Genomic DNA, 16,927 nt, shown 5'->3' with positions numbered 1-16,927 from the left:
CCGTTTATTTATTCAGTATGTTATAGTACAATGAAGATTAGCCCACATTCCAAGTACATAGTAATTGACTTAGTAAAGTCGAATTGGCTAAAGCCAAAGCAGGAAAGGGAATGCTTACAAAGGTAGTCTTGCTAAAGCGAAACTTGAAGGAGTTGTTAGATAATGCCAATTGAACTCACAACCGAGTACGGAAAAGTGTATATTACCAATGAAGTGATTTCAACACTGGCGGGATCCGCTGCGTTAGATTGTTATGGACTTGTTGGCATGGCGACGAGAAAGCAATTGAAAGACGGAATAGCGGAATTGCTAGGCCGGGACAATTTAAGCCGCGGCGTCGAAGTTCGCCATGAAAACGGGCGACTCGAAATTGATCTTTATATTATTGTCAGCTATGGAACGAAAATATCCGTAGTCGCAGGTAATGTCCAAACGAAAGTCAAATATATTTTGAATGACGTTGTAGGTCTTCATGTGGACGATGTGAACATTTTTGTTCAAGGCGTTCGTGTAGCCAAGTAAAAGCCCGATAACCAGGAAGGGGAATCACTTTGAGTAAGCGCTTTATTTCAATAAATGGAAATGACTTCACTGCCATGGTCTTGGCGGGTGCGGATAACCTTCGCAGAAATGTAGATAAGGTTAATGGATTGAACGTTTTTCCTGTACCCGACGGAGATACCGGCACCAACATGAATTTGACACTCACTGCGGGTTGTGAGGAACTTAAAAAGAAGCCATCCTCCCATATTGGGAAAGCAGCTGATGCATTGTCCAAAGGGTTACTGATGGGCGCAAGAGGCAACTCAGGGGTTATTTTGTCACAGCTGTTTCGCGGATTCGCGAAGCATGTGCATGATCTTGAGCATGTAAATGTACAGCAATTCGCGGGCGCACTGCTGCAAGGCGTTGAGACAGCTTACAAAGCTGTTGTGAAGCCGGTAGAAGGAACGATTTTGACGGTATCGAAAGAAGCAGCAAAGCATGCCGCACAGTATCGACGTGGAAGCGACCTGCTTGATCTCATGCAGGAGGTTCTGGGCAAAGCGAAGGAAGCCCTCGCTAGAACGCCTGAGCAGCTTGCTGTGCTCAAACAGGTCGGTGTGGTAGATGCAGGCGGACAAGGGCTTGTATGTGTCTATGAAGGCTTTGTAGCGGCGTTAAGCGGCGGTCTGGTTCAAGTGAACGATGACTATGCAACGATGGATACAACACTTGGTGGGGTTTCACTCGTTCCCGGTATGAATCTAGCTAAGGAAGTGCACGCACATCTTCCCGCACAGGCACATTTGGCCACGGAAGACATCGAATTCGGATACTGCACGGAATTTATGCTGACGATTGCTCCAGGCAAGGTCAAAGGACTAGTTTTCGATGAAGGCACGTTCCGTGATCAACTGAGCAAGTTGGGGGATTCGCTGCTGGTTGTAGCCGATGACGAGTTGGTGAAGGTTCATATTCACGCTGAATACCCGGGGGAAGTAATGAACCAAGCCATGAATTACGGTGCTCTGAGCCGTATCAAAATTGAAAATATGCGCGATCAGCATTCACATATATTGGAAGATATGTCCGAAGGGTACGAAGCTCCTGTTTCTACCACGGCCACAGCTGTAACGCCAAGCAAGCCGTATGGTTTCGTTGCAGTTGCTCTAGGTGATGGCATTACCGATATTTTGTCTAGTGTAGGCGTCGATGTCGTTCTGTCTGGTGGACAAACGATGAACCCAAGCACTGAAGATATTGTGAATGCGGTTAACAGTATTGATGCAGACACCATTTATGTGCTGCCTAACAATTCCAACATTATTTTGGCTGCGCAGCAAGCTACCCAACTGGTAGACAACAAAACGTTGATTGTGATCCCATCTAAATCGATTCCGCAGGGTCTTGCAGCCATTCTGGCGTTCCAAGAGAAGGCGGATGCCAAAACAAATACGGAAGCCATGAGTGAATCACTTCGACGTGTAAAATCGGGCCAAGTTACTTACGCTGTGCGCGATACGAACATGGACGGTATTGACATCAAACAGGGTCATTTTATTGGCATTCAAGATGGGCGCATTGTATCTTCACAGCCGAGTCTCCTGGATGCTTGTAAGAAGCTGCTGGAGGAAATGATTGAAGAAAGCAGCGAAATTGTCACTATCCTCACCGGAGAAGATGCGGTCGATGCAGAGACGGAGGAGCTGGAGGCGTTCATTCAAGCGGCTTATCCCGAAATAGAAATTGAGCTCCATCCTGGCGGACAGCCTTTGTATGCGTACCTGTTTTCCGTTGAATAGCCGTGGAGTAAATTCGTGAAATGGAGTGAGCCCTGTTGACAAACATTCGTATCGTAACGGACAGCACGGCCGACATACCTTTGGCACTCAGACAAGAACTTAACATCGAGATGGTGCCTCTCAAGATTCATTTTGGAGATGAAGAATATTTAGATACGGTGACGCTGCAGTCTGAGGAGTTTTATCCGAAACTGACCTCGTCACCTCACTTTCCCAGAACGTCACAGCCGTCTCCTGCGGAGTTTTTGGACTTGTATCAGCGACTGCTTGAAGAGCCCAATACGGAGGTTATTTCGATTCATTTGGCATCTGTGTTGAGCGGAACGTATCAATCAGCGCTGCTGGCTTCCACGATGCTGGAGGACTCGTCAGGCAAGGTTCATGTGTTCGATTCCTGCTCGGCTTCCTATGGGATTGGCGCTCTTGCTGTAGCTGCTGCCCGAGCAGCTAAGGCGGGGCAAAGTGTCGATGAGATTTTAGAGCTTGTACGAACGATGAGAGAGAACTTTTACATATACTTCCTCGTAGATACGCTAGAATTTTTGCAAAAAGGTGGAAGAATCGGCAAAGCATCTGCTCTTTTCGGTTCTTTGCTAAACATAAAGCCCATTCTTTCTCTGGATCGAGCGGGCGAAGTAGCTGCGATTGATAAAGTTCGCGGTCACAAAAAAGCGGTTGCTAGAATCCTAGAGCTATTGGCGACGGATGTATCGGGTAAGACAATCCGTAGTTTACACATTGCTCATGCAAACAATTTGGAAGGTGCGGAGCAGCTGCGCGCAGCCATCATGCAGCAATTTGTTGTGGAGCATGTTGACTACATTACATTGGGACCTGTTATTGGCGCACACGCTGGACCAGGCACCATCGCAGCGTTCGTGAGTACGGTGTAAGATATGGATTTGAATCAATTCGAAGTACGCGAAGTCCATGGAGTGGGCGCTCAGAAGGCACTTGAGCTCAATTCCATGGGCATTTTTACGGTTATGGATTTACTGGAATATGTGCCGTTTCGGTATGAGGATTACACGGTACGTGATTTAGCTAGTGTGAAGGACGGCGACCGCGTCACTGTGAAGGGTTATATCATCGGAGAGCCGGTGCTGCAGCGCTACAGCGGCAAGTCCCGACTATCCTGCAAGGTGATGGTCGATGAGTTCCTGCTGACGGCGGTGTGGTTTAACCGCCACTTCTTGAAGGACCGCTTGCGGCCGCAGCAGGAGATTATACTCACCGGCAAATGGGATGGCAAGCGCAGACAAATGAGCGTGTCCGATTCGGAGTTTCCCGGACAAGGCGATTCCAATACCGGCACCATACAGCCGGTGTATTCGGTTGTAGGCTCTGTTACGCAGAAGTGGATGCGTAAGGTCATTCAGCAGGCGCTGACGCAGTACAGCGCCATGATCAGTGAAGTGCTGCCGGCTGGCATTACCGGCAGGTATGGGTTTATGTTGCGCAGCAAGGCGCTAGCTGTCATCCACACGCCGAGCGGTGTGGAGGAAGGCAAGCAGGCGCGCAGGCGCATGGTGTATGAGGAGCTGTTCCTATTCCAGCTCAAGCTGCAGGCCTACCGCGCCGTGACGCGCAGCCGCGCGGACGGGCTTCAGCAGCAGGTGGACTTGCCTGCTGTCCGCGCCTTCGTGCGCGCGCTCCCCTTCCAGCTGACGGAGTCGCAGAAGAAGGTCGTTGGCGAGCTCCTGCACGATATGCAGGAGCCGTACGCCATGAACCGACTGCTGCAAGGCGATGTCGGTGCGGGGAAGACGATCGTCGCGGCCATAGGCCTCTACGCGACGGTGAAGGCCGGCTACCAAGGCGCGCTGATGGTGCCGACGGAGATTCTGGCTGAGCAGCACAAGCGCTCGCTGGACAGCTTGTTCGAGCCCTACGGGCTGCAGGTTGCGCTGCTGACAGGCAGCTCCACCGATCGGCAGCGGCGGGATCTGCTGGCCTCCTTGCAGATGGGCATGATCGATGTGCTGGTCGGCACGCATGCCCTCATTCAAGAGGACGTCTACTTCCGCCAGCTGGGGCTTGTCGTGACGGACGAGCAGCACCGCTTCGGGGTGAACCAGCGCAGTATCCTGCGGCGTAAGGGCATGAACCCTGACGTGCTGACGATGACGGCGACGCCAATTCCGCGTACACTGGCGATTACGGCCTTCGGCGACATGGACGTTTCGACGCTGCGTGAGCTGCCGAAGGGGCGTAAGCCGATCAAGACGTACGCAGTTCAGCACGCGATGCTGGAGCGTGTGCTCGGCTTCATCCAGCGCGAGGTCGCCGCAGGGCGGCAGGCCTATATCATTTGTCCGCTCATCGAAGAGTCGGACAAGCTGGACGTGCAGAATGCCATCGACGTCCACATTCAGCTGCAGCAGCATTTCCCGCACATGCGGATCGGCCTGCTGCACGGGCGAATGAGCGCGCAAGAGAAGGAAGCGATCATGCGCGCATTCAAGGAAGGCACCGTGGAGGCACTCGTGTCGACCACGGTCATCGAGGTTGGCGTGGACGTGCCGAACGCCACGCTGATGGTGATCTACGACGCCGACCGTTTCGGCCTGTCGCAGCTGCATCAGCTGCGCGGGCGGGTGGGCCGCGGCGAGCACCAGTCCTTCTGTGTGCTCATCGCCGACCCGAAGACCGAGGTCGGCAAAGAGCGCATGAAGGCGATGACCGAAACGACCGACGGCTTCGAGATTGCCCGGCGCGATCTAGAGCTGCGCGGGCCGGGGGACTTCTTCGGCACGAAGCAGAGCGGGCTGCCGGAGTTCCGGATCGCCGACATGATGGCGGACTTCGAAGTCATGGAGCAGGCACGCGATGATGCGGCTGAGCTTGTCGGTGACTCGTCCTTCTGGACGGGCGCCTCATTCATGCCGCTGAGGGCCTACTTGCAGCGCTCTCATATTTTTGACAGCGAAGTGTTGGACTAATCTTATAACTAAAATAAATAAAAACGCTAGGATGGACTGATGATACTGTCAGTCGCTGATCCTAGCGTTTTTTTTACTGTTTTATCCTTTACCCCGCACATTCATCCGATATTCCGTAGGTGGAAAGCCGGTATCTTTGCGGAAGCTTTTCGCGAAATGGTTCGTATCCTCATAACCAGTCTGCTCGGCAATTTCTTTCATACTGAGCGACGTAGTCGTGAGCAGAAATTTGGCCTTGTCGATGCGCTTGCGCTGCATGTACTTGACTGGGGGCATGCCAAAGTGCTTTTTAAAATATTTGATCAAGTAATTGGGGTGCAGGTGAACGGACTTGGCCATTTGTTCCACAGTGATGCTCTTATGAAGATTCTGCTCAATGAATTGCCGTAATTGGCCGAGTCGGTCCATTTCATCGGTACGTTTTTGCAGTACCTGTACAGGAACCGCTTCCAAATAGCTGGATACGATTTGCAGTAGGATCGCTTTTTCCCGTAAACGCGAAGTTAGTGACGGTTCATGATGCAAGGTGGCAAGCTCCTGAAACCATGCCGTCATCTGTTCGACATTGCGAATTTGGATGAACAAAGGAATATCCAGCCATTGAAATAAATCAAAAGAACCGATATGTGCCGTGAAGTGGCACCAATATTTTAAATAAGGACGATCGCTGATCGTGGAATAAGAATGGAGCGCGTGGGCAGGAAGCAGACATAGCTGACCGGGCATAGGATTAAGCTCTTGATGGTCAACCTTAACCCAGCCTTCGCCTTCCAGAATCCAATATAGCTTATTATGCTCTGGTGTAAAATTAAGCTCCTTCCACGAGGTGGTACACTGCGTAAGATGAGCTTCTAAAATGTGGATCTGTAGGTTCTGCAGAAGGTCCGATAGGAATGTAATTTGCTGCGTATTCATCATCATGTTCACCTGAGAATGTTAATTATATCTTGATTAAGGTTAGTTTCGTACCTGTCTATTATAGCACAGGCTTGGTAGACTAAAGCTGTGAAGTTTTAAGAGGTTGTTTAAAAGGACTTCGTCGGGGCCTTCTCGGTTCTGAAAGTGGACTTTTTAAACACGCATTTAATTACGAAAGGTGTGTACCTGATGACAAGCAATCATCCGATTATTCAAGAACGAACAGAGCGTACGCAGTGGTTTCTGCAGGATCGATTCGGTATGTTTATTCATTGGGGACTGTATGCCATTCCAGCTAGAGGAGAATGGGTGCGCAGCGTCGAGCGTATTTCGGTAGAGGACTATCAAACGTATTATGATGAATTCGATCCTGTCCGTTATGATCCTAAGGCGTGGGCGCGTGCGGCGAAGCAAGCGGGTATGAAATATGCGGTATTGACGGCGAAGCATCATGACGGGTTTTGTTTATTTGATAGCGCTCTCACTGAGTATAAGTCAACGAATACACGGGCCGGGCGAGATTTGGTTCGCGAATTTATTGAAGCGTTTCGGGCGGAAGGCTTAAAGGTGGGGCTCTATTATTCGTTAATCGATTGGCATCATGAAGATTATCCGGCTTATGGGGATCGCATTCATCCGATGCGAGATAATGAGAATTACACAAGAAATCCGGAGACGTTCGATCGGTACCTTCAGTACATGCATGGCCAAGTAAGAGAGCTGCTGACGAACTATGGTAAGTTGGATGTTATGTGGTTCGACTTCTCCTATGATCGCATGAAGGGTGAGACGTGGAAAGCAACCGAGCTGATGGCGATGATTCGATCTCTGCAACCACATATCATCGTAGACAACCGATTGGACGCAAGCGGTGAAGAAGGCGGAACTATTTTCACTAAAAATCCGCTCAGCTATTCGGGAGACTTTGCTTCACCGGAACAGATCATTCCGCCGCAAGGCGTGACGGATGACGAGGGCAATTCGCTTCCATGGGAAGCTTGTATCACTCTGAATAATAACTGGGGATACGCAGCCCAAGATTTCCAATATAAATCCTCAACTACCCTTATCCGGAAGCTGATAGAGTGTGTCAGCAAAAATGGGAATCTGCTCTTGAATGTGGGTCCGAATGCGCTCGGAGAGATTCCGAAGGAGTCGCTGGACATTTTGGCAGAGATCGGCAATTGGGTTCAGAAAAATGGGGACAGCATTTACGGCTGCGGGCAAGCCTACTTACCGAAACCTGAGTGGGGCAGGTATACGCAAAAGGGCAATCTGCTGTATGCCCACTTGTTTGAGGAAAGTGTAGGTCCCATTAACTTGAACGGGTTGGCTGGTAAGGTGAAGAAAGCAAGGCTGCTATCTGACGGTTCCGAGCTATTCCTAAGTCGTCCTTGGAATGCCGCTCAGTATCCGGATGATGCGTTCATTAGTTTCGCTAGACCTGAGCACTCCAGCTATCCGCTGCCGGATCAAAGAGCTACCGTTGTGGAGTTGGAGTTACTCTAGAAGGAAATAAATTAACATTTGACCGTGCCCGCATTCGCTTTTAAGATGATAGTAGAGGCTTACTATTTTTTTGGAAACGAAGGTGTATGGAACTTTGACTTATTTCCTCTGTTATTTACTGCTGATGAATATCATTACGTTCATAGAAATGGGACATGACAAGGGACAAGCCAAAAAAGGCGGGCGTAGAGTACCTGAAAAACGTCTTTTTATACTGGCTGCTCTCGGTGGCGGGATTGGCGGCTGGCTCGGTATGCGGGTTTGGCGCCATAAAACGAAACATACCTCATTCGTCATTGGCATGCCGCTGCTTGTTGCGCTAAATAGCCTATGTGTCATCATGGTCGCGATTTATATGTAGCAATAGCAAAAAATAGGAGACAGTTGCCGGCAGCGGCAGCTGTTTTCTTGTTTTATACAGGAGTCCTAGTCAAGTTTGCATGCGTTTACTCATAAGATAGGAGCATGACAGGTTATCGGAGGTGCGAACATGAGCTATCACCATTATGGCATCGATCCTGCGCTCGTAGAGCGCGTAAAGTTCAAGATGAAAAATCCAGAGATCAAGGAACGCATTAAAATGCTGCTGCAGGGTGTTACGAAGGCTGATTTACAAAATCATACCAAGGTTACGCGCTTAATAGGACTTGCCGCCGGCATTCTCGGTGAGAAGCTAAGCGGAAGCCAAACGAACCAAATTCTCGAGTTTATCCTAGCCCAAAAGATTGATCCTAACAATGCCTTTCACCTGATTAAACTATGGTCCATGTTTCGATAAACTAAGTAAAATGAGCTGAGCCGCTTACAGGGTTGAAGATACCCCATTAAGTGGCTTTTTTTGTTTCCAGAAAAATTTACTTGCATAACGAATACATGTTCGGTATATAATAAGTAACACGAATATATGTTCGCATATGGTGGTGAGAATATGAGTGTTGGTTCAAGAATTGAGACAGAAGAGGATGTTCACATTATCAAAGAATACACGCTGCTGCCCATTTTGCTCGATATGCTGGCAAGGGACATGGAGGAGCTCAAGGTTTATAAAGACAAAATCGTGTACAATCATATTCTTTTTTATCTCAGAGAGGTTGAAATGGCTATTTATCCGGAATTGCAAAGTATTAAGAGCCAGATGAAGAAACGAGATATTAAAGTTATCCATACCGAAATGAATGCCTTAGGCATTAACGTAGAGTACAAAGTCCGAGGCTACATTCATCATTTCACGATGCTTCGCAGCTTGGTCAAGGCTGAGCTTATGACCACGCTCATGAATATGCGGGGGGATTGCGGTGAGCAAAGATCGCCACGGCGGGACTAAGCGACATATACGTGTTGATTACGTAAAAGTGGACATGATTAAAGCATTTTGTTTTACCGCAAAAGCGCCTCGTGTTTTTCGGATCGATCGGATCATGGCTATACAGGAAGTGAAGCGCTATGCCTGAAAGGACGATTTTTCTGGTCGACGGCCAATCATTCTACGCTTCAATCGAAAAGGCCGCTCATCCTGAGCTAAAAGATAAACCGGTAGCCGTAGGCGATCCTTCACGCCGATCAGGCATCATTCTCGCGGCTTGCCCAGTCGCCAAGTTTCATGGAGTGACAACGGCTGAAAGGGTAGGTGAGGCGCTTGCTAAATGCCCGAATTTGAACATCATTCGACCGCGGATGCAAACCTACATTACCATATCCCTATTCATTACTGAGATCTTTGAGTCTTTTACTGATCAGGTTGAGCCGTACAGCATAGATGAACAATTTCTCGATGTTACCGGCTCTACTTCATGTTTTGGTTCTCCGGAAGAGATCGCACTGCAAATTCAATCTCGCGTGCTGCTATCAACTGGGGTCTGGACTCGCTGCGGAATCGGACCAACAAAAATATTGGCCAAGATGGCAACGGACAATTTCGCGAAAAAAAGGCCTGAAGGTATCTTCAAACTAGGCTTTGACAATATTGAATCTGATTTGTGGCCGCTGCCCGTACACCAAATGTTTATGGTCGCATCGCGAATGACTCGTCATTTTATAAGAATGGGATTAACACGATTGGTGACATAGCACGATTGGATTTGGCCGATTTCAAACGACGCATGCGTTGGGAGATGGGAAAGCAAAGCGATATTCAAGCGGAGTACTATTGGCAGACGGCGCGGGGCATCGATCCTAGCCCGGTCGTACCGAGTATTCGTAACAAACTGAAATCTATTAGCCATGGTAAGGCGCTGCGAAGCAGCCTTTATCGTAAGCTTGAAGATATTGAGGTTGTGCTTTTAGAGTTGGTCGTGGAGGTCTGTCGCCGCAGTAGGAGACATAGATACATGGGCCATGTGGTGACCGTTGGTGCAGCGGAGACCGATGGGGTACGGTCTACAGGGTTTAGTCGGCAGGTAACACTGCAGCAAGCTACTTCGCTCTCTCATGAAGTAGCGGCAGCAGTGCTCGGGATATTTCATAAATATTGGAGTGGAATGCCCGTAAGTCACTTGCATATATCACTCACACAATTGGTGGACGATAGCGTTTACCAGCTTACTCTATTCGAGGACCGTGAGAAAGCATACGGCTTGGAAAAAGCGACTGATGAAATCAAAGATCGATTTGGCAGCGCCGCTATTATGCGGGCATCCTCTTTATTAACGGCCGGAGTAGCACGAGAACGAGCGGAACAGATCGGAGGTCATTACAAATGAGCAAACTAGACGGTAATGAGCGTTGGAAATCAAAGATGCTACTCACCGAACATCAAGAGGAATATGAAAGTCGAAATGATCCCAAAAAAACGTCTCGCCCCACATCAGAGGAGCTCAATATGATTCGTGACTACATCTTATTACCCCACATGCTTACGATAGTACAAAAGAGCGTAGATGACATTAAGAGTAGTCCTAACCTTTTAAAGCAGCTTTATCTAGCAAGTGGTCAAGTGGTCATGAACAAAATAAGCAGTGACATGTATGATATACGGCGTGAATTGACTAAGCGTAACATAAAAATCATTAGTGACGAACATGCGGAATTGGTCGTGTATCACCGTTTTCTATGTCGAGGTTATGAGGATCGTTTTGGGATGACTCGTGATGTTATGCGTTCGGAAATCAGTGTCCAGTTGAAAAAATATATAAAAGAAATTATCGGCCGAGTAGCAAATGAAAAATAACCAGAAGAATGAAAGCCCGTGGAGAAATCTTCCTCGGGCTTTCGCGAATTGACGTGAGTAATTCTTTTTCTCATAATGGAGGAAGAATGTTGCAGCAGCTAAAAGAATTAGTTCTCATGTGGGAGAATCGTGCAAAGGAGAAGATGTGCACTAATGTGCGGACGCTATACGATCACTGTGACGCTAGAGGAGCTTATGCTTCATTATGATATTTATTACAAATATTCTGGAAGATACAGCCCCAGATATAATGTAGCACCTGGACAGCAAGTCATGGCTATCGTCCATGACGGGGAGAAGAATAAACTTGGTGAGCTGCGCTGGGGGCTCGTTCCAGAGTGGGCGAAGGATGAGAAACTAGGTTACCAGATGCTCAATGCACGAGCTGAGACGATCGCGGACAAGCCGGCCTTCCGCAAGCCGTTTGAGCGTAAGCGCTGCCTGATTCCGGCCGATTCCTTCTACGACTGGAAAGGGACGGGTAAGCATAAGCAGCCGATGCGTATTATGCTGCGCAGCAAGGACATTTTTAGTATGGCAGGACTGTACGACACGTGGACATCTCCGGATGGCACGCGCATTTCTACATGCACCGTCGTTACAACAGAAGCGAACGAAATGATGACGGATATTCATGAGCGTATGCCGGTCATTTTGCCGAGAGAGATGGAGGCAGTTTGGTTGGATCGCAGCATCACCAACACCAACACGCTACGACCATTATTGCAACCGTATCCGTCTGATCAAATGTTTGCTTACCCCGTATCGAGCCGAGTGGGCAATGTGCGTAACGACGATGAGCTATGTATCGAGCCGTTAAGCCTCCTCCTTTAGAGGAGGAATTGTAAGAGCAGAATGGGAGAGTTAACGACATGAAAACTCGCATGGCAATAAGCATCACACTCATATTTGCTATTGTATTTGGTGTGAATGGCTACATTGGTTGGCACGGCAGTGTCTTTTTATCGGACCAACTAGGTTCTTGGTTTCATCCTGGGCTATATTGGATTGTTTTCTGGGTTGTCGCCTTATCGTATTTATTAACATGGGTAAGCTCGCGGGTGCTGCCTGCCGGCGTGTCCCGACTATTAAAAATTATCGGCTCCTACTGGTTTGCCATCATGCAATTTGGAGTTCTGCTGCTGCCGTTTACTGATTTGGCGATAGGTGCATTCCATCTGGCATCCATTCCTTCAAGTACATACGTTCCGATTCTCGGTTGGATAAATGTAGGGATTATACTCATCGCTATGATTCGTGGTTCTTATAATGCGCGAAGCCCTATTATACGCAGATATGACATTACAGTTCCCAAAAAAGCGGGAGACTGGGAGCAGCTTCGCATCGCAGTAGCCTCCGACATCCATCTGGGCTCAATTGTCGGAAACCGCCATCTGCGTAAGCTTGTAGAGCAAGTCAATGGCTTAAAACCGGACTTGATTCTTTTGCCGGGGGATGTCATTGACGATGATATTAAGCCATTTATCCGCTATAATATGGGTAAAACCATGCGAGAACTGCAAGCTCCACTAGGGATTTATGCTGTGCTCGGTAATCATGAGTACATTGGCGGACATATTCCTGCCTTCGTGGAGCAAATGAAGCAGATCGGCATTCGTGTGCTCATGGACGAAACCGTTCATATCAAGGAACGTCTTTACATCGTTGGGAGAAAAGACAAAGCGGCCGAGCGAACGCCTGATGGACGTAAGGCGCTGGCTACATTGCTGGAGGGCACAGATCTCAGACAGCCTATAATCGTGATGGATCATCAGCCCTACCACCTAGACAAAGCAGCCGATGCTGGTGCAGATGTGATGCTATCAGGTCATACGCATAGAGGCCAAATGGCACCTAATCACCTTATAACAAGAAGGCTCTTTGAGCTTGATTGGGGCTACTTGCGCAAAGGTAACCTTCATGCTATTGTTTCCTCAGGTTTTGGTACATGGGGACCGCCTATTCGTCTAGGCAGCCGCTCAGAAATTATTGAACTCACCATTCATTTTAAAAGTAACGAGAGAGAAGAGGGTTAAGCAGCATGCAAGAGGCAGAAAGAAAACAAATTACACCCATAGAACTAGCTGCAGCTATGATGCAGTTTACAATGAAAAGCATAGAAAATAGCTGGGATACAATCAAACCGGTCGTTGCGGCCTACCTAAAAGAGCCCATTTTATCCGAGTCTAAAGAAGACGAGTTATTAAGGGAGATATACATAGCAGCTTTAGCGTTAGAAATTTACTGCATTCCTCATGCTTTCGATGCAGACGTTGCACGTCTCGTCAGCTTAGGGATGGGGGAAGTAATGGGTTCAAACAACTTGTCTGAGCATCAATTATCGGAATCCATCAGTCAGCACTATCTTCCGCGTTTGGAAGCAGTCAACGCAGCTGCTCCCACGGACCTGGCGCTAGCACTTGTCGAAGAAGCTGCTACAATCCTCTACGATCGATTAGAGCTTCCGCTCAAGCCAACCGATCGGGTAAACAGCCTGTTGTGGGTCAAGCTATTTCCCTTTCTTGTCCAGCTTGTAGGGAAATGGCCGATCCTTTTTACAAAATTCGAAGTGAAGCAAAAGTCCTCTGAAATAACAGAAACATAATCAAGGAATCAACATGCCCAAGTCTACGGAAATGTTGTCTCCTCTTGACTTAAAGGTAATAATTACGAATAATAGAAGAGAAATCAATTATGAGCAGGTTAGAAGCATTTGCAATCATACTGCTTGGCGGAGGTAGAATGAGTATGGCAACACACCAAAGAGTTACCGTGTATGTATTATCCGGGTTCCTCGGAAGCGGAAAAACAACCTTATTAACGAAGGCAATTGATCATTTTACCGAAGCGGGACGTAAACCCGCGGTCATCATGAATGAGATTGGTGAAGTTAACCTGGATGGGCAGTTAATTGCCAATGAAGTACCGATGTCCGAGCTGCTGGGCGGCTGCATTTGTTGTTCGAGCCGAGGTGATCTTGCGACTGCGCTCAAAGAACTTGTAACTGAGGAACAGCCTGACCTGATTTTCATAGAATCCACAGGTATCGCTAATCCAATGGAAATCATTGATGAAGTAACAGATGCTTCGCTTATACTCCCAGTGGAGCTCAAAGCAGTCATCACCGTAGTAGATGCACCGCAACTGCTGGAGCTAAGCCGGACAAGCCGAGGCAAGACCTACCGGCTTATGCAGGAACAAATCCGTTGTGCGAACTTACTTTTACTGAACAAGGCAGACCTATTACAGGAAGCGGCGCTTCAGGAAGTAGATGCACTTGTACGCGAATGGAATCCATATGCATCTGTACACTACACCGTGTTCAGCCAAATCGACATGAGACTCATCGAAATGCTGGAAGAAGAGCAAGGGCAGAAACAACATCTTAACGCAAAACATAATGACACCGACCATGATCATGCGAACGACAATCACCATCATCATTCTCACAATCATGTGATGGCGTATACGCACTTTTTTGAGCGGGCAGTAGATAGCAACGCATTCGAAGAATTTGTCAGTAAGCTACCGCAAGAGGTTTACCGTGCTAAAGGGATTCTCAGTTTTTCCGATACCTCAAGTCGGTTCTTATTCCAGTACGCCTACAGAGAAATGGATTTCGTCAAAATCACTCCCAAAGGCGATGTGCCGGACGTTGCCGTATTTATAGGAGAGAATTTCTCCAAAGACGCAGTCCGAACAGAATTGCTAAAACTGGAATCCCTATCCGAGGTAGCTGCTAAATAAGCAATTCAATGCCAAAAGAGTCCCAGCGATCAAGCTGAGGATTCTTTTTTATATAGTCTTAGTAACAAAAGGGTTGGATATAGCCTAAGGGGATACTGTAGCCACTATCCCTTTGGCTCAGATAGTAGGGAAGCGTGTGATTAGGGTTACTTGTTACGTGGGTCATACCTATTTTCTAACGGAGGACTATGATCACTATCCCCTTGGCTCAGGTGTTGAAGGAAGGAGGTAAAGGGAAATAAAGGATAGTAAGGAGAGTAAGCGAGAGTAAATAAGAGTAAATAAGAGTAAATAAGAGAGTGAATGGAGAGGATGGAATGAAGAGGAAAGAAAAGAAAAGTTAATAAGAGAGCGAGAGGAAAAGATGGAAGAGTAAATAAGAATAAAAAAAGTAAAAAGAGAGTGAGAAAGATGGAAGAGAAGAGAGTGCTTAGACCATTATTTAAATAATTTATCATTAATTGCCTAACGCTTGAGTAGTATCCTATTACTTCTCACCTACTAAGTATGCCCGCTATCCCCACTATCCCTTTGACTCAGGCTACAGTAAAGTAGTAAGGATATAGTAATAACTAAAAACTCCCTTATGTATTCTGCTTTGGTATATCACCAAAAAGCCTAGTGAACATTACCTCAAATAGCTTGGGGGTTAGTGCAAAACTAATTATCTTTCAAGATAGGACAGCTTAAGGATACATTGTTATACTCTTGCTGTTAGGCGGACATAGGCGTGTTTTCGGGATTGAAAGAGATTAACTTGGCATGAGGTACTGTACATAAGTGGGTCAAATGCTGAAAGATGGGTGCTTCGTGTAAAGTGAGATTTACCTTATAGCAAAACTCATCCAGGTAATGTTGTAGATACTTTTGGCCAATACCATGGAAAGTGTTGTTAATAGATTTACCGGCCTGTGCAGCGATTGCAAGGAGAGTACGAAATCTCTTGGAACTAAAGCGTCCAGTAATAAATTCAATGCTGCTTGTATGTGATTCTATATGTTGTTGGGTGAAATCCAATGTCGCGGAGCGTTGAAAAAGCTTTTCTTTACATGTATTTTAGGGACAAGTTTGAGTTTGATATAGGAAGGTTCGCCCTGAATGCTAAGGGAGGATCCTGCTAGAAGATAGTGTTCTTGTGGATGGTTGCGGTAGTAAGGATTATATGGTTTTCCATAAACAGCTGAGTTTACTTGAACGATACCCGAGAGCAATGTGCGTTGGTCTGCTGTACTTATGGCGTGACGAATTTTGTGGAGAATGAGCCAGGCTGTTTTGTAGGTGACACTAATAATTTTGGAGAGCGCAACAGCATTCGTGCCCTGCTCCGTGCGCGATATCAGAAAAATAGCTGTGAGCCATTTATGTAAAGACGTGCGACTGCCTGCCATTATAGTTCCAGCTGTAAGGGATGTTTGGTGATGGCATTGAAGACATTCATAAAGAGGGAGTCGGCGTGTACTTGTTATATAGGCATGCGAATGCCCACAGTGAGGACAAGAAAAACCGGAGGGCCATTTCGTTGAGAAAAAGAAATCTATACAGGTTTCTTCAGTGGGGAATTGCTGCTGAAACTGCTCTAGGGTGCTTGGTAAATGAAAGTTCGTCCCCAATAAGACACCTCAATTCGATTAATTATAGAACATTTGTTCTATTTTATTATATCGAATATTTGTTCTTATATCAACTCTAATTTCTACTTTCTTTTGTATTTTTAAGTATGAGGGTGAAATTATTAATCAGGGCATTGTGCAGTAACAATTAGTCATAAAATAGGCGGAAAACGGGTACAGGGGATTATGGAAGTTAGTCAGGAGATTTAAATGAAAGTCTCAGCAAAAAGAGTTTAATCTTATGGTTTGGGTATATGATCAAAATGAGGATTATGGTTCGTGGAAGGACTTGTTTTTGAAAGAATACAAGAAGTCGGTGATTAAAATAATATTTCAAAGTATGAGAGTCATAAATTCTATCGGATCTGAGCGCCGATTTAGAACAAAGAATTCGGTGGATATATAAACATAATGAGTGATGGGGATAGTGTCTATAAACGAGTTTGAAGTTGATGTATAGTTGAATGGATTTCCTTTTTATGGAAATTAGTTGCTAAGAGTAAGGTAAGAAGTAAGAAGTAAGAAGTAAGAAGTAAGAAGTAAGAAGTGAGAAGTAGAGGTATGGGTTAGGGCTGAATGCATGTTGGTTAAGTAAAGAACAATAGAGCAATTAGAATTAAGAACTTAATCTAACAGGAACAGGAACATTGAATATTAATAGGACAACCGCCCGCGAGGTGAAGAAAAAACCGTCAAGGATCATGAAGAGTGGTCCTGACGGTTTTTTGGTTTGGTTGTCGTTAGTTGTGC

At 46.8% G+C, this 16,927-nt stretch carries 17 protein-coding genes and 2 pseudogenes; 15 read left to right on the top strand and 4 right to left on the bottom strand.

Translation table 11 applies throughout. The annotated features are described in order from the left end of the window. Nucleotides 1–162 precede the first annotated feature (162 nt). From GC102_RS04065 to recG, 4 genes are read left to right on the top strand one after another with little or no spacing between them, the layout of a single operon-like run. Nucleotides 163–522, top strand: coding sequence for an Asp23/Gls24 family envelope stress response protein (locus tag GC102_RS04065; RefSeq protein WP_057303556.1), 360 nt, complete (start codon nucleotides 163–165; stop codon nucleotides 520–522). 29 nt (nucleotides 523–551) lie between these two features. Beyond that, entirely contained in the window at nucleotides 552–2,285 is a 1,734-nt protein-coding gene (locus tag GC102_RS04060) for a fatty acid kinase ATP-binding subunit FakA (RefSeq protein WP_171688310.1), read from the top strand. A gap of 35 nt (nucleotides 2,286–2,320) precedes the next feature. Further along, a complete protein-coding gene (locus GC102_RS04055; protein ID WP_171688309.1) occupies nucleotides 2,321–3,178 on the top strand; it encodes a fatty acid kinase binding subunit FakB in 858 nt (285 codons plus the stop codon). A gap of 3 nt (nucleotides 3,179–3,181) precedes the next feature. Further along, nucleotides 3,182–5,227 (top strand): ATP-dependent DNA helicase RecG, encoded by a 2,046-nt coding sequence (gene recG, locus GC102_RS04050; RefSeq protein ID WP_171688308.1) that lies wholly within the window; start codon nucleotides 3,182–3,184, stop codon nucleotides 5,225–5,227. An 81-nt stretch (nucleotides 5,228–5,308) separates the two neighbouring features. Here the strand turns inward: recG and GC102_RS04045 are convergent, their stop codons facing one another. Next, a complete protein-coding gene (locus GC102_RS04045) occupies nucleotides 5,309–6,148 on the bottom strand; it encodes a helix-turn-helix domain-containing protein (protein WP_171688307.1) in 840 nt (279 codons plus the stop codon). Between the two features lie 186 nt (nucleotides 6,149–6,334). On the opposite strand from GC102_RS04045, the gene GC102_RS04040 reads away from it, so the two are divergent. The 11 genes and pseudogenes from GC102_RS04040 (at nucleotide 6,335) to GC102_RS03990 (ending at nucleotide 14,567) form a co-directional block, all read left to right on the top strand. Next, nucleotides 6,335–7,654 carry an alpha-L-fucosidase gene (locus GC102_RS04040; protein ID WP_171688306.1) on the top strand — a complete coding sequence of 440 codons (1,320 nt, stop codon included), beginning with the start codon at nucleotides 6,335–6,337 and terminating at the stop codon, nucleotides 7,652–7,654. 70 nt (nucleotides 7,655–7,724) lie between these two features. Further along, a complete protein-coding gene (locus tag GC102_RS04035; RefSeq protein ID WP_246320718.1) occupies nucleotides 7,725–8,015 on the top strand; it encodes a DUF1294 domain-containing protein in 291 nt (96 codons plus the stop codon). A gap of 129 nt (nucleotides 8,016–8,144) precedes the next feature. Then, nucleotides 8,145–8,432 carry a stage VI sporulation protein F gene (locus GC102_RS04030; protein ID WP_171688305.1) on the top strand — a complete coding sequence of 96 codons (288 nt, stop codon included), beginning with the start codon at nucleotides 8,145–8,147 and terminating at the stop codon, nucleotides 8,430–8,432. A 150-nt stretch (nucleotides 8,433–8,582) separates the two neighbouring features. After that, a complete protein-coding gene (locus tag GC102_RS04025; protein ID WP_171688304.1) occupies nucleotides 8,583–8,978 on the top strand; it encodes a YhjD family protein in 396 nt (131 codons plus the stop codon). After that, nucleotides 8,950–9,105, top strand: a complete 156-nt coding sequence (locus GC102_RS04020; RefSeq protein ID WP_171688303.1) for a hypothetical protein — start codon at nucleotides 8,950–8,952, stop codon at nucleotides 9,103–9,105. Before GC102_RS04025 ends, GC102_RS04020 begins: the two co-directional genes overlap by 29 nt. Further along, a pseudogene (locus tag GC102_RS04015) lies at nucleotides 9,098–10,353 on the top strand (DNA polymerase IV). Before GC102_RS04020 ends, GC102_RS04015 begins: the two are co-directional and overlap by 8 nt. Continuing rightward, on the top strand, nucleotides 10,350–10,820 hold the full coding sequence (locus GC102_RS04010) for a YhjD family protein (RefSeq protein ID WP_171688302.1): 471 nt from the start codon (nucleotides 10,350–10,352) through the stop codon (nucleotides 10,818–10,820). The pseudogene GC102_RS04015 and the gene GC102_RS04010 overlap by 4 nt, the downstream one beginning before the upstream one ends. Before the next feature lie 153 nt (nucleotides 10,821–10,973). Beyond that, entirely contained in the window at nucleotides 10,974–11,654 is a 681-nt protein-coding gene (locus GC102_RS04005) for an SOS response-associated peptidase (protein ID WP_171688301.1), read from the top strand. A 38-nt stretch (nucleotides 11,655–11,692) separates the two neighbouring features. Continuing rightward, the gene (locus GC102_RS04000) at nucleotides 11,693–12,856 is read left to right on the top strand and encodes a metallophosphoesterase (protein ID WP_171688300.1); all 1,164 of its coding nucleotides are present in this window, start codon (nucleotides 11,693–11,695) and stop codon (nucleotides 12,854–12,856) included. Between the two features lie 5 nt (nucleotides 12,857–12,861). Further along, nucleotides 12,862–13,425 (top strand): hypothetical protein, encoded by a 564-nt coding sequence (locus GC102_RS03995; protein ID WP_171688299.1) that lies wholly within the window; start codon nucleotides 12,862–12,864, stop codon nucleotides 13,423–13,425. An 89-nt stretch (nucleotides 13,426–13,514) separates the two neighbouring features. Continuing rightward, nucleotides 13,515–14,567, top strand: coding sequence for a CobW family GTP-binding protein (locus GC102_RS03990; RefSeq protein WP_312883158.1), 1,053 nt, complete (start codon nucleotides 13,515–13,517; stop codon nucleotides 14,565–14,567). A gap of 714 nt (nucleotides 14,568–15,281) precedes the next feature. Here the strand turns inward: GC102_RS03990 and GC102_RS40520 are convergent. From GC102_RS40520 to GC102_RS40515, 3 genes and pseudogenes are all read right to left on the bottom strand, one after another. Continuing rightward, on the bottom strand, nucleotides 15,282–15,584 hold the full coding sequence (locus tag GC102_RS40520; RefSeq protein WP_376769345.1) for a transposase: 303 nt from the start codon (nucleotides 15,582–15,584) through the stop codon (nucleotides 15,282–15,284). Next, nucleotides 15,560–15,955, bottom strand: coding sequence for a hypothetical protein (locus GC102_RS39285; RefSeq protein WP_246320717.1), 396 nt, complete (start codon nucleotides 15,953–15,955; stop codon nucleotides 15,560–15,562). Before GC102_RS39285 ends, GC102_RS40520 begins: the two co-directional genes overlap by 25 nt. An 84-nt stretch (nucleotides 15,956–16,039) precedes the next feature. Beyond that, a pseudogene (locus GC102_RS40515) lies at nucleotides 16,040–16,177 on the bottom strand (transposase family protein); the annotation flags it as partial. Nucleotides 16,178–16,927 lie beyond the last annotated feature (750 nt).

This window comes from Paenibacillus germinis, assembly GCF_013141785.1.
GTDB lineage: Bacteria > Bacillota > Bacilli > Paenibacillales > NBRC-103111 > Paenibacillus_E > Paenibacillus_E phytorum.
The sequence above is the reverse complement of the archived record's forward strand: the minus strand, read 5'-3'. Positions and strand labels throughout refer to the sequence as shown.

What these genes read in the sequence shown, in the direction of transcription:
- GC102_RS04065 (WP_057303556.1), top strand. Translation starts at nt 163, where the DNA reads ATGCCAATTGAACTCACAACCGAGTACGGAAAAGTGTATATTACCAAT.
- recG (WP_171688308.1), top strand. Translation starts at nt 3,182, where the DNA reads ATGGATTTGAATCAATTCGAAGTACGCGAAGTCCATGGAGTGGGCGCT.
- GC102_RS04045 (WP_171688307.1), bottom strand. Translation starts at nt 6,148, where the DNA reads ATGATGATGAATACGCAGCAAATTACATTCCTATCGGACCTTCTGCAG.
- GC102_RS04040 (WP_171688306.1), top strand. Translation starts at nt 6,335, where the DNA reads ATGACAAGCAATCATCCGATTATTCAAGAACGAACAGAGCGTACGCAG.
- GC102_RS04030 (WP_171688305.1), top strand. Translation starts at nt 8,145, where the DNA reads ATGAGCTATCACCATTATGGCATCGATCCTGCGCTCGTAGAGCGCGTA.
- GC102_RS04025 (WP_171688304.1), top strand. Translation starts at nt 8,583, where the DNA reads ATGAGTGTTGGTTCAAGAATTGAGACAGAAGAGGATGTTCACATTATC.
- GC102_RS04010 (WP_171688302.1), top strand. Translation starts at nt 10,350, where the DNA reads ATGAGCAAACTAGACGGTAATGAGCGTTGGAAATCAAAGATGCTACTC.
- GC102_RS04005 (WP_171688301.1), top strand. Translation starts at nt 10,974, where the DNA reads ATGTGCGGACGCTATACGATCACTGTGACGCTAGAGGAGCTTATGCTT.
- GC102_RS04000 (WP_171688300.1), top strand. Translation starts at nt 11,693, where the DNA reads ATGAAAACTCGCATGGCAATAAGCATCACACTCATATTTGCTATTGTA.
- GC102_RS03995 (WP_171688299.1), top strand. Translation starts at nt 12,862, where the DNA reads ATGCAAGAGGCAGAAAGAAAACAAATTACACCCATAGAACTAGCTGCA.
- GC102_RS03990 (WP_312883158.1), top strand. Translation starts at nt 13,515, where the DNA reads ATGAGCAGGTTAGAAGCATTTGCAATCATACTGCTTGGCGGAGGTAGA.
- GC102_RS39285 (WP_246320717.1), bottom strand. Translation starts at nt 15,955, where the DNA reads ATGGCAGGCAGTCGCACGTCTTTACATAAATGGCTCACAGCTATTTTT.